Annotated in this window: 10 protein-coding genes; 7 read left to right on the top strand and 3 right to left on the bottom strand. The window is 40.0% G+C overall.

Annotated features, from left to right (window positions below):
• The first annotated feature begins 147 nt into the window (after window positions 1-147).
• From AL038_RS01950 to ettA, 3 genes are all read left to right on the top strand, one after another.
• Window positions 148-1,014, top strand: coding sequence for a sensor histidine kinase (locus AL038_RS01950; RefSeq protein ID WP_062148218.1), 867 nt, complete (start codon window positions 148-150; stop codon window positions 1,012-1,014).
• A gap of 254 nt (window positions 1,015-1,268) precedes the next feature.
• On the top strand, window positions 1,269-3,455 hold the full coding sequence (locus AL038_RS01945; RefSeq protein WP_062148216.1) for a response regulator: 2,187 nt from the start codon (window positions 1,269-1,271) through the stop codon (window positions 3,453-3,455).
• Window positions 3,456-3,536: 81 nt separating this feature from the next.
• On the top strand, window positions 3,537-5,210 hold the full coding sequence (gene ettA, locus AL038_RS01940; RefSeq protein ID WP_062148213.1) for an energy-dependent translational throttle protein EttA: 1,674 nt from the start codon (window positions 3,537-3,539) through the stop codon (window positions 5,208-5,210).
• A gap of 66 nt (window positions 5,211-5,276) precedes the next feature.
• Here ettA and AL038_RS01935 read toward each other — a convergent pair whose 3' ends face one another.
• Together AL038_RS01935 and AL038_RS01930 are read right to left on the bottom strand one after the other, a co-directional pair.
• Entirely contained in the window at window positions 5,277-5,708 is a 432-nt protein-coding gene (locus tag AL038_RS01935) for a TOBE domain-containing protein (protein ID WP_062148210.1), read from the bottom strand.
• 71 nt (window positions 5,709-5,779) lie between these two features.
• Window positions 5,780-6,667: an SGNH/GDSL hydrolase family protein gene (locus tag AL038_RS01930; RefSeq protein ID WP_145917041.1), complete on the bottom strand. Its 888-nt coding sequence runs from the start codon at window positions 6,665-6,667 to the stop codon at window positions 5,780-5,782.
• Window positions 6,668-6,824: 157 nt separating this feature from the next.
• Here AL038_RS01930 and AL038_RS01925 point away from each other — a divergent pair, with 157 nt between their 5' ends.
• The 4 genes from AL038_RS01925 (at window position 6,825) to AL038_RS01915 (ending at window position 9,699) form a co-directional block, all read left to right on the top strand.
• On the top strand, window positions 6,825-8,651 hold the full coding sequence (locus AL038_RS01925) for a carbamoyltransferase family protein (protein WP_062148202.1): 1,827 nt from the start codon (window positions 6,825-6,827) through the stop codon (window positions 8,649-8,651).
• A gap of 2 nt (window positions 8,652-8,653) precedes the next feature.
• Window positions 8,654-9,037 carry an SxtJ family membrane protein gene (locus AL038_RS01920; RefSeq protein ID WP_062148199.1) on the top strand — a complete coding sequence of 128 codons (384 nt, stop codon included), beginning with the start codon at window positions 8,654-8,656 and terminating at the stop codon, window positions 9,035-9,037.
• On the top strand, window positions 9,037-9,189 hold the full coding sequence (locus AL038_RS18180; RefSeq protein ID WP_170295623.1) for a DUF5989 family protein: 153 nt from the start codon (window positions 9,037-9,039) through the stop codon (window positions 9,187-9,189). Before AL038_RS01920 ends, AL038_RS18180 begins: the two co-directional genes overlap by 1 nt.
• 189 nt (window positions 9,190-9,378) lie before the next feature.
• Window positions 9,379-9,699 (top strand): RNA-binding protein, encoded by a 321-nt coding sequence (locus tag AL038_RS01915; protein ID WP_083991391.1) that lies wholly within the window; start codon window positions 9,379-9,381, stop codon window positions 9,697-9,699.
• A gap of 93 nt (window positions 9,700-9,792) precedes the next feature.
• On the opposite strand, the gene AL038_RS01910 is transcribed toward AL038_RS01915, so the two are convergent.
• The gene (locus AL038_RS01910; RefSeq protein ID WP_062148193.1) at window positions 9,793-11,298 is read right to left on the bottom strand and encodes an ABC transporter substrate-binding protein; all 1,506 of its coding nucleotides are present in this window, start codon (window positions 11,296-11,298) and stop codon (window positions 9,793-9,795) included.
• Window positions 11,299-11,311: the final 13 nt, after the last annotated feature.

Genomic DNA, 11,311 nt, shown 5'->3' with positions numbered 1-11,311 from the left:
TCTTGACTATGCTAATTTTCTTGTAAACACAGTATGAATAAGGTACTGCTGTTGTGTGACTGATTTCAAACAAAATAGATTAAGTGACCAATTTCCTTTTTATACTAATGGGTAAGCCAGTTAAAATATTGGCAGGATGTGTGAATAATGATTCCATCAACAGACCGCTTAGTGAAATCAGTAGAAACTAACCAATTACAAGAAGAAATAAAACGTCTGCAACAAGAGAAAACTGATTTAGAAATATCCTTAGAAACCAGCATTCAATTAGCGGATTTATTTGCACAACAACTTTTAACCCGTTCAACAGAACTAGAACAACGGAATTTAGAAGTTGCCGCTTTTGCCCGTACCGTTGCGCACGATTTAAAAAATCCGCTAGGCGGCATGATGGGTGTAATAACCCTACTGCAAACAGAATGTATTGTTAATCAGCCAATAAGTAACGATTTTGTATTACGACTACAATGGCTAGACCAAGGCGCGCGGCAACTACATGGGATTATTCAAGATTTATTATTGCTCGCCGGTGTTTCGCAGAAAGGGAAAGTTGAAACCTACCCGTTAGATATGACAAATATCGTAAGGCATGTTATCAGAGAACGCCTACCACATTTGCTAGAAGAATATAAAGGCACTATTGAACTGCCTCCGCAATGGGAACTTGCTAGCGGTTACGCGCCTTGGGTTGAGGGAATTTGGGCAAATTATTTAAGTAATGGTCTAAAATATGGCGGGAGACCTCCACATTTAATCTTAGGGTCTGATAAAACAGCGAATGGTGAACTTCGTTTTTGGGTTAAAGACAATGGCAAAGGCGTTCCAGCAGAATTACAAGAGCGATTATTTACCCCTTTTACACGCTTACCTAACCGTAACTGGGTTGAAGGAACAGGACTGGGTTTATCTATCGTACAACAAATCGTGACTAAGCTAGGAGGATGTGTTGGTATGGAAGACCAAGAAATAGGGAGTTTGTTTTATTTCACATTGCCCGCTGCAACGCTAATCTAAGTGACGGAGAATAAATCTTGATAAAAAACCTAATTTTCTACTGTTTAACTGAAAAGTAATCACACTTCCTTACCATACCCCTGATAAAGGGAACGGTTTGGCTTAATATGTGACATAAAATACACATAATTTAGTTCAGACATATATTTTTGGGAGTTAGCTTTTACCATGAAGCGCTTTAAAAAACTAACTCAATCGTCCACTTAATTTAATGATGTTACCCTCATTTCATAATCTGCGCGTAACTCCCACAAATGATGTTATCTGAAACCGAATTAGTCCTTGCGTTGCGTCAAGAAATTGCAGAGCTTAATCAACAACTATTGAAATTAGCGCAGGAAAAACAAGATTTAGAAATTTCGTTAGAAACTACAACTGATCATGCGGACGAATTTGAACGCCAATTATTAGATGTCCGCAACTCACTGGAAACACAAGTGACAGAAAGGACGCATGAACTCGCTGAAAACAACGCCCGCTTACAACGGGAAATACAAGAACGCAAACGCATAGAAGCGGTACAACGCAACAGCCTATTGTTTTTGCAGACGCTACTAAATAGCATTTCTAACCCTATATTTTTTAAAAATATAGAAGGAATGTATTTAGGTTGTAATCGAGCCTTTGAACAATGTTTAGGGCTGTCTGAAGCACAAATCGTTGGACATACCGCCAGTGATTTATACTCACCTGAAATAGCTGAAGAATTTCAACAAAGAGAAACAGAATTATTCGCCTCAACAGAAGGTAAACACTCTTACGAAACTATTATGCACTTTGCCGATGGTGAAGCACATAACGTATTGCTAAATCAAACAACCTTTCGTAGTAGTGACGGGGTTGTTGCTGGATTAGTTGGCATTATCATCGATATCACCTCGCATAAACGGGCTGAGGAAGCCCTGCGCCTTGCGAAAGAAGCGGCTGAAGAAGCAAACAAAGCTAAAAGTGCATTTTTAGCCAATATGAGCCATGAGCTACGTACCCCGCTCAATGCTATTATTGGATATAGTGAAATATTACAAGAAGATATGCCAGACTTGGGTTGTGGCGAATTAGTCCCTGACGTACAAAAAATTTACGCGGCAGGTAAACATTTATTAGGCTTAATCAATGATGTCTTAGATATTTCTAAAATTGAAGCAGGAAAAATGGATGTTTACACAGAAACATTTGATTTAACACTGGTTATCTCAGAAGTTGTTTCTACCATTGAACCCCTTATTCAAACCAAATCGAACAAACTGGATTTATGCTGTGATGCGGCTGAAATCTTGGGCGATATGCACGCGGATTTAACCAAAGTTCGCCAAATGCTATTTAATCTCTTAAGTAATGCCGCCAAATTTACCGAACACGGTACAATAACACTAACCGTTCGTCGCCAAACCGAAGAAAAAGACTGGATTATATTTGCTGTCACTGACCAAGGTATCGGCATGACACCAGAGCAAATTAGTAAATTATTCCAACCATTTACCCAAGCAGACTCATCAACCACCCGCAAATATGGCGGTACAGGCTTAGGCTTAACCATTACCAAACGTTTTGCTGAAATGATGGGCGGTGATATTCACGTAAAAAGCGAATACGGCATTGGTAGCACATTCACCATCAAACTACCCGCCTATGTTGTCAAAGAAGCCAATCGCATATTAGCTGGCACAAACGACGACGTAAACTCGACCAAGGGTGATACGATTTTAGTTATTGATGATGATTCTGTGGTACGTGAATTATTGCAAAACTTCTTATGCAAATTAGGCTACCAAGTGGTTACTGCGAGTACAGGAGAACAAGGTCTAAAACTTGCCAAAGAACTCAAACCACATGCTATCACCCTAGATGTCATGATGCCCGGTATGGACGGCTGGATGGTACTCACCGCCATCAAAAAAGATGTTGAACTGATTAACATTCCCGTCATCATCGTTTCGCTTATTGAAGATAAAAGTATTGGCTACGCTTTGGGGGCGAGTGAATACCTCACCAAACCCATTAATCGGGACGAACTAAGCCATGTACTGCGTAAGTACCTAGATAAAGATGAAAAATCACAACATATTATGCTGGTAGAAGATGACCCCGTCACCCGCGAGATGATAGGAAGTGTCTTGAAAAAAACAGGTTGGGATATACAAACCGCAGAAAATGGACGAATCGCGCTAGAATACCTCCCTTTCAAGCAACCCGATTTAATCATTACCGACCTAATGATGCCAGAAATGGACGGCTTTGAATTCGTTGCTAAACTGCGCGAAAATCCCGCGTGGCGTGCCATTCCTGTTGTCGTGCTAACCGCAAAAGATATTACCCAAGAAGACCGCTTACTACTCAATCATCGTGTTGAAAAAATCTTTCAAAAAAGTAATTACCAAATAGAAGAACTACTAACCGAATTAAGTGACTGTTTAGCCCGTTTAGACACAAAACGCAGCTAAGTTAATCAGTACAAACAAATTTGTACTGATACAGCCCTCAATTATTAACTGCTTAAATTTACCCCGATAACTAGGATTACAATGGCTCAGTATATTTACACCATGAACCGTGTGGGAAAAGTTGTTCCTCCCAAACGTGAAATTTTAAAAGATATCTCCCTCTCCTTTTTCCCCGGTGCGAAAATTGGAATTTTAGGATTAAATGGCTCAGGTAAATCCACACTTCTGCGCATTATGGCAGGTGAAGATAATGATTACATTGGTGAAGCGCGTCCCCAAACAGGCATTCGTATTGGCTATCTTGCCCAAGAACCCCGTTTAAATCCCGATAAAGACGTTCGTGGCAACGTTGAAGAAGGTGTAGGTGAAGTCAAAGCGTTATTAAACCGCTTTGATGAAGTCAGCATGAAATTTGCCGAACCCATGAGCGACGACGAAATGAACGCCCTACTCGAAGAACAAGGACGTTTACAAGATGCCATTGATGCGCTTGGCGGCTGGGAAATTGAACGCACGCTTGAAATTGCCGCCGATGCCCTGCGTTTGCCTGCATGGGATGCCGAGATTAACAAATTGTCAGGCGGGGAAAAACGCCGTGTTGCCCTCTGTCGTTTACTCCTTTCTGCCCCCGACATGTTGTTACTAGACGAACCGACTAACCATTTAGATGCAGAATCCGTTGCATGGTTAGAACGCTTTCTCCAAGACTACAAAGGCACAGTCATTGCCATCACTCACGACCGCTACTTCTTAGACAATGTTGCAGGCTGGATTTTAGAACTTGACCGTGGACACGGCATCCCTTGGGAAGGGAACTACTCCTCATGGTTAGAACAAAAAGATAAACGCCTTGCTGTTGAAGAAAAACAAGAATCTGCGCGCCAAAAAGCCATTAAACAAGAATTAGAATGGGTACGCAGCAACCCCAAAGGTCGCCATGCCAAAAGCAAGGCCCGTCTAGCCCGTTTTGACGACCTAATGAATCAAGACGTACAACAACGCAATGCCACCCAAGAAATTTACATTCCGCCCGGCCCTCGCTTAGGTGATTTAGTGATTGAAGCTAACAACTTATCTAAACGCTTTGGCGACCGTGTTTTAGTGGAAAACTTAAGTTTTAACCTACCCAAAGGGGGAATTGTTGGCATTATTGGCGCAAATGGTGCGGGAAAAACAACCCTATTTCGCATGTTAGTTGGGCAAGAAAAACCTGATGCAGGGGAATTGCGCGTTGGTTCAACGGTAGAAATCGCCCATGTTGACCAAAGCCGTGATGAACTAGAAGGCAATAAAACCGTTTGGGAATTCGTTTCTGATGGCTTAGACAACATCATTGTTGGCAAATACGAAACCCCTTCGCGAGCCTACGTTGGACGTTTCAACTTTAAAGGGACAGACCAACAGAAATTTATTAAAGACCTCTCGGGTGGAGAACGCAACCGCGTTCACCTAGCAAAACTACTAAAAAGTGGTGGCAACCTCCTATTACTGGACGAACCAACCAACGATTTAGATATTGAAACCCTGCGAGCCTTAGAAGATGCGCTACTTAACTTCCCCGGTTGCGCCGTTGTTATTTCCCATGACCGCTGGTTTTTAGACCGCATCGCAACCCACATATTAGCCTTTGAAGGCAATAGTGAAGTGGTTTGGTTTGAAGGCAACTATGCGGATTACGAAGAAGACAAACATCGTCGTTTAGGCACCGATGCGGACAATCCTCATCGGATTAAATACAAAAAACTAGCAACCTAGTTTTCTATTACGGATACCATCAGCTCACGGCGATGGTATCCATCCTTGCGTTTCTTGGGTACTACATTAAGCCCGTTTTTTGCCTAAAATCACACTACCCGCTTTAAATACCGCATACACTTTGTCGCCCACTTTTAAACCCATTTCCTCTACTGCTTCTTGAGAAACAAAGGCTTTCAATGTAAATTGCTCCAGCAAACTCAACACAATTTCTGCACTAATTCGCGCACTTTGTACCGCTACAACCGTACCTAACAACTGATTACGTGCGCTAAGCAACATATCATCTTCGGCTGACATCAACATTAAATTGGAATATTTCACAAAAGCGGAAACTTCAACCCCTTCAGCTAACCCCAAATGACCGACACTGGCTTGAGTAATCTGTGCAACAATTTCAAACCCCTCAGCAATTTTTACCCCTACTTCTGCATCAACTTGCCCTTGTTTAACATAACTGACTTTTCCAACGAATTTATTTCTTGCACTAATTTGCATAATATTCTCCTACCCTTGTGTTGTTACCATGTTCTAAACAGTGAAAAAATTACCAATATGGATAACACCAATTATTTCACCCGTTCCTGAACCAATTTTAATAAAACCTCACTGACCTGCTGATTAACCCATTCATTAGGATGTGCATCTACTTGATTAACAACTAACTCACGAGGGGTTTTTCCTTTAAATAAATAACTCAAATCTATGGGTTGTGTCCCTAACGTGGTTAGCCAACTGGCTACTTTTTGCAAGATAGGCTGACTATTATCTAAAGAAATTAAATTTGGGAATAAGACAGGAATTAAGATAATTTGATGTTGTTTCGCATAATCAACAATATTTTTCAATTCTTGCTGATGTAATGCCCATACCTCAGAATCAGCATAATAACTTTGCATCCGTGTCCAATAAATTGACTCAGGTTCACTGTAATGAGAACGATACCACTGCCAATAGAAATAATTGGCCAAGTAAGAATTATCAACTAATCCCTGTAAATAAGTGGGAACAGATTGAATTAACTGTGGATGGCTTAAGCGATTAATAACACTAGGTTGTGTTGCCGCTTGACGAATATCATCGATAAAATAAGCTAAAATAATGACATTTGGTTGATATGGATAGTTAATAATCCCTTGATATTCTTCAGAAGTACTCCAACCTACTTGGGCAATATTTGCGACTAACCAACCTTTTCCTAATTTTTCCCGTAATAAATTAGAAAAACGCTGTTGATAATTCTTAATTCCTTGACCTGCAACGAATGAATCACCAACAACAAAAATCAATCTATTGCTTTTCACTTCTTCTGGGCTATAATCGTCATCCCGATAACCTAATGCATTAATCGGTTGCCAATAAGTACTAAACCAGCGTTTATTTGCCAGCGTAAAACTAAAACTGTCTGAACGCACAACTAGCAGATAAGCCCCAATTTCTAAAAAGAAAAGTAGCATTATCCCCGTAAAAAAAGAGACCGTTACATTCACTAAAAAATTTTTTAGTTTTGATGGTTTTTTCCAAATTTTCCTAAAAACGAATGATAGTAGCAAAATGGCTATTATCAGACCTAAAAAAATCAAGCCATAAATAGCTAAAGGGTTTGAAATCGACATGAATACTCTCGGTATTTCAGCATATTATCACGATAGTGCTGCAACATTAATCATGGATGGAAAAATTATTGCGGCGGCGCAAGAGGAAAGGTTTACTCGTAACAAGAATGAAGCTGATTTCCCGCATCATGCCGTTAAATATTGCTTGGAAGCGGGTAACGTTTCGTTGGGCAGTATAGATTATGTTGTCTTTTATGACAAGCCGTTACTGAAGTTTGAGCGATTATTAGAGACCTATTTGACCTATGCACCACAAGGGTTTACTTCATTTTTACGTGCTATGCCTGTTTGGCTAAAAGAAAAGCTATATTTAAAAACCCTCCTAAAAAAAGAATTATCTAAATTTAGCCCTGATAAATCAAAATTACCGCATTTATTGTTTAATGAGCATCATCAATCCCATGCTGCTGCCGCGTTTTTTCCTTCTCCTTTTCAAGAGGCCAGTATTCTATGTATTGATGGTGTAGGTGAATGGGCGACAACATCCATCTGGCAAGGTAAAGATAATCGTTTAATTTCACAATGGGAAACCCATTTCCCGCACTCTTTAGGCTTGTTGTATTCTGCTTTTACCTACTACACAGGATTTAAAGTAAATTCGGGAGAATATAAATTAATGGGGCTTGCACCGTATGGGCAACCGCGTTATGTACAAACCATTTTAGATAATTTAATTGATTTAAAAGCAGATGGTACGTTTAAGCTCAATATGGATTATTTTAATTATCATGTTGGCTTGACTATGACAAATACTAATTTTAATCAACTATTTGGTGGAAAACCGCGCGAACCAGAAAGTCAGTTAACACAGCGTGAGATGGATTTAGCCCGTTCGATTCAAGTTGTTTTAGAAGATGCTGTTTTACGTTTAGCACGAACTGTTCGGCGCGAATTGCCTTCAGAGAATTTATGTTTAGCAGGTGGTGTTGCGTTAAATTGTGTAGCAAATGGGAAAATTCTAAAAGAAGGCATTTTTAAAAATATATGGATTCAGCCCGCAGCAGGAGATGCAGGCAGTGCATTGGGCGCGGCGTTAAGTTGTTGGCATGAATATTTGGATAATCCCCGAGTTGCTAGTAAAACTGATGCGATGCAAGGGAGTTATTTAGGTCCTCAGTTTTCTAATGCGGCTGTTCAAGCATACTTGGAGTCTGTTGGTGCGGTTTATGCGGTTATTGAAGATAATATTTTATTGCCACAACTAGCTGAATTATTAGCGCAAGAGGCCGTTATTGGTTGGTTTCAAGGACGGATGGAATTTGGTCCTAGAGCATTAGGCGGACGTTCTATTTTAGGCGACCCGCGTAGTGTTAAAATGCAGTCGGTAATGAATTTAAAAATTAAATATCGTGAATCTTTTCGTCCCTTTGCCCCTTCTGTATTGGCTGAAAAAGCAGGGGATTATTTTGAATTGGCTACAGAAAGTCCTTATATGTTGTTAGTTGCTGATGTTAAACCCGCATTGCGATTGCCAGAGCGGGCAGAAGATGCAGGATTATTTGGGATTGAGCGGGTTAATTTGTCTCGTTCTACATTGCCCGCTATTACGCACTTGGACTATTCTGCTCGGGTGCAAACGGTGCATTGTGATACAAATCCACGTTATTATGCGTTATTACAAGCATTTGAAGCACTAACAGGTTGTGCTGTGTTGGTGAATACGTCATTCAACGTGCGGGGTGAGCCAATCGTTGCAACACCGCAACAAGCCTATGAATGCTTTATGAAAACTGAAATGGATTATTTGGTTATAGAAAATTGTTTTTTGCAAAAAACAAAACAGCCACAACATAATGTTAAGCAAGTAACCGTTAATTTGGATTGAAAATGATGAATATAGTTCCATTAGATAGACGACAGTTACGGGATTTTGGGTTTGTATTGGGTGGCGGTATTATTGGCGTGTTTGGGATATTCTTGCCTTGGTTGTATCACTCAGCTTTTAGCTTATGGGTATGGTTATTAGGCGGTGGTTTTATTCTAATTGGGTTAGGATTACCTGATATTCTCAGACCTGTTTATTTTGGGTGGGAGCGTTTAGGATTAGTATTGGGTTGGATAAACACTCGTTTGATTCTGGGTATTTTATTCTTTTTTGTTATTACCCCATTAGGATGGTTAATGCGTGTTTTAGGCAAGGGTTTATCTGTTCATTTGCATCGTATTGACAAGCCTCCGCGCTTACCTAATCACATGGAGCGTCCTTTTTAATGTTGGATTTATTTAAAGACCTTTATTTGTTCATGCAAGAACGGAAAAAGTTTTGGTTAATCCCCATTATTTTAATTTTAGTGATATTGGGTGGTTTATTAGTATTAACACAAGGCTCTGTTTTTACACCTTTTATTTATGCGTTATTTTAGGCAATTGTTCAGGGTTAATTATTTTGGTAGTAATAAAATGTCAGGGTGAGAAAGATTCCCTCTTTTTTCGAAGGAGGAAGTATTCTTTATTATCTATCCACATTTTTTAGTGTTATTGGGTATTCAAAGTAATAAATTCTGACTTGTTTAGCGTTACCATTAATTTTTATAAAAACAGTATTGATATGTATGAGTACCAAAGGAGAGAAATGGTTTTTTATCCATTACTTGGTGAAAATACTTATGCAACCTACGATGAATTTGATTATTAGCAATTTTCCGCCCTCCGTCACTCCTAAAGAAATTGAAGACATATTTAAGCATCATGGTGCAGAAACGGAAGTGGAACTTTATCGGGAAGGAAACCCTAATAGTGTGCTTGCTATTGTGAAAATTAAAGGCGCAAATCTCGCCGTGACCAGTCGTATCGCACGACGTTTAAAGGGGCAGTTGTGGAAAGGGCGCACTTTATATTCATACGCCCCGTTGTTTTTAAAGGGCGATATTTGACGGTAGTAATTTTTATGTTTGTGCTTCTCGTGCTAAAGCATAGCGGTAGGCATTGCCTACCCTCTGCACTGTTTCATTGCTTATATCTTGCTTTCATTCAGGTTTAACCATCATCTGCGTGGTTATTAAACTGTCAAAATTTCCATCAGGACTTAAGTGGTAGCCTGTAATACTTTGTCGTGTGACTAACGTAATATTCTCATACCATAAAGGTATATAGGGCAATTCAGCGTGTAAACGGGTTTGGATTTGGCGATAATAGTGTGCTTGCATGTCTAAATCAGGTGTTTGTTCTGCCTGTTCAATCAGATGGTCAACTTCCGTATCATGTAAACGTCCACGATTTGCACCATTTGGCGGTAGTGAATTGGAATGAAACGCATAGCGAAAAATATCAGGCATTTTAATTCCTATCCAAGAAAGGCTAAACATTTGAAAACGACCTGCTTTTATATCGCCATAAAATGTTCCCCAATCATACGTGCGTAGTGACACGATAATGCCTACTTCTGCAAGTTGTTGTTGAATCACGGTAGCAATGCGAATGCGAAAAGGATTGCTTGAGGTTTTATAAGTAATATATAACGGATTTTCCGCGTTATATCCTGCTTGTTGCAGTAATTCGCGGGCTTTTTGGGGATTATACGGATAGGGTTCTAAATCAGGATTGCCTGCCCAATGTTGCGGGTCAAGGATACTTGTTGCAAGACGTGCTGCATCGCCAAGCATGTAATGTATGATGGTTTCTCTATTCAGCGCGTAAGCAATTGCTTGGCGAATTAGTAGGTTATGCGTAGTTGGGTCAGCCAGATTAAACCCCAAATACGCAAAACTTGTCCCGCGTCCAAAAGTTACTGTTACCCCTGTTTGTTGTTGTAGCCAGCGAATTAATTCGGGGGGTAAATCGTCTTGTAAAATATCCAGTTCGCCACGACGCAATTTTAAAGCACGAACGGTTGGATTTTTCACTTCTAAAAATTGTATTTCTTGTTTATCTTCAATTCTTTCAATGTGTAATTCGCTGTTTTGTGACCATGTCAGGAAACGAAACTCACCACTGCCTATCGGTTGTTTATTAAAGGGGTGTTGTTGTTGAATTAATCCCGCAGGGACGATACCTAAGCCTAAACGTCCAATAAATAAAGGGTCTGGTTTACTCAGTTGAAAATCTATTGTATCTGCATTAACGACGATAATTTGTTGAATATTTATTAGTGAACCACGATGTGGTGATGCGTTACGGGATTCAAGAATAAAATCATAGGTTGCCTTTACATCGTCTGCATTTAAATGTTGTCCATGATGAAACATACGTCCTTGCTCACCTAAATGAAAACGGTAGGTTGTAGCATTCAGTTGTTCCCATGTAGCTAAATCGGGTATGGGCTTAAATTGTGCGTCAAAATCAATTAACGCATGGTATAACAAGCGATTAATTCGACTGCTGGCTGCATCGGTTGCAAAACGGGGGTCTAAAGTCACGGGGGCTTGGGCTAATCCAAAGTGAATAACTTTTTGTTTATCCACTGGTTGACAGGCGGTTAGTGTGCCAATAAACAGGAGTAAATAACAATAGCGAAGGCGGGGGAAAAGGGTCATTGTGGCAGTGGTT

This window comes from Beggiatoa leptomitoformis (genome assembly GCF_001305575.3).
Taxonomy (GTDB): Bacteria; Pseudomonadota; Gammaproteobacteria; order Beggiatoales; family Beggiatoaceae; genus Beggiatoa; species Beggiatoa leptomitoformis.
The sequence above is the reverse complement of the archived record's forward strand: the minus strand, read 5'-3'. Positions and strand labels throughout refer to the sequence as shown.